The sequence below is a fragment of the Companilactobacillus halodurans genome (assembly GCF_009600995.1).
Classification (GTDB): Bacteria; Bacillota; Bacilli; order Lactobacillales; family Lactobacillaceae; genus Companilactobacillus; species Companilactobacillus halodurans.
Window position 1 is genome coordinate 1 of sequence record NZ_VDFO01000088.1, and the last position, 1231, is coordinate 1231.

The following is a 1231-nucleotide window of genomic DNA, read 5'->3' on the forward strand; positions in this document are numbered from 1 at the left end:
GCGTGGCAGCTCCCTATCCTCGCGGGTAGTTTCCCACCAACTACTTTCGGCGCGGAGAAGCTTAACTTCTGTGTTCGGCATGGGAACAGGTGTATCCTTCTCACTATCGCCACCACACTATTTTCGCTCGTACCTTCAAAACTAGATATTAAGTCTTCAATGAATTATTTCTTACACTTCGAACTGCTGTAAACTCTTTTACTCGATTAAGTCCTCGATCTATTAGTACTGCTCAGCTCCATGTATCGCTACACTTCCACCCGCAGCCTATCTACGTCATGTTCTTTAACGGATCTTACTTCCATAAAGGAATGGGAAATCTCATCTCGAGGGGGGCTTCACACTTAGATGCTTTCAGCGTTTATCCCGTCCATACGTAGCTACCCAGCGATGCGCCTGGCGGCACAACTGGTACACCAGAGGTATGTCCATCCCGGTCCTCTCGTACTAAGGACAGCTCCTCTCAAATTTCCTACGCCCGCGACGGATAGGGACCGAACTGTCTCACGACGTTCTGAACCCAGCTCGCGTACCGCTTTAATGGGCGAACAGCCCAACCCTTGGGACCGACTACAGCCCCAGGATGCGATGAGCCGACATCGAGGTGCCAAACCTCCCCGTCGATGTGAACTCTTGGGGGAGATAAGCCTGTTATCCCCAGGGTAGCTTTTATCCGTTGAGCGATGGCCCTTCCATATGGTACCACCGGATCACTAACTCCGACTTTCGTCCCTGCTCGACTTGTCAGTCTCGCAGTCAAGCTCTCTTATACGTTTACACTCTGCGAATGATTTCCAACCATTCTGAGAGAACCTTTGAGCGCCTCCGTTACATTTTAGGAGGCGACCGCCCCAGTCAAACTGCCCACCAGACACTGTCCCTCACCACGCTAAATGGTGTAGGTTAGAGCTTTCATATAACAAGGGTAGTATCCCACCAATGCCTCCATCGAAACTAGCGTTCCGATATCAACGGCTCCTACCTATCCTGTACATGTCACACAAAAACTCAATATCAAGCTACAGTAAAGCTCCATGGGGTCTTTCCGTCCTGTCGCGGGTAACCCGCATCTTCACGGGTATTATAATTTCACCGAGTCTCTCGTTGAGACAGTGCCCAAATCATTACGCCTTTCGTGCGGGTCGGAACTTACCCGACAAGGAATTTCGCTACCTTAGGACCGTTATAGTTACGGCCGCCGTTTACTGGGGCTTCAATTTTCAGCTTCGCA

Annotated in this window: 2 rRNA genes; both read right to left on the minus strand. The window is 50.4% G+C overall.

Going from position 1 to position 1231, the window contains the following annotated elements:
• Window positions 1-117 (minus strand): 5S ribosomal RNA (gene rrf / locus FHL05_RS12375).
• A gap of 85 nt (window positions 118-202) precedes the next feature.
• Window positions 203-1231: ribosomal RNA gene (locus tag FHL05_RS12380) — 23S ribosomal RNA — on the minus strand; the annotation flags it as partial.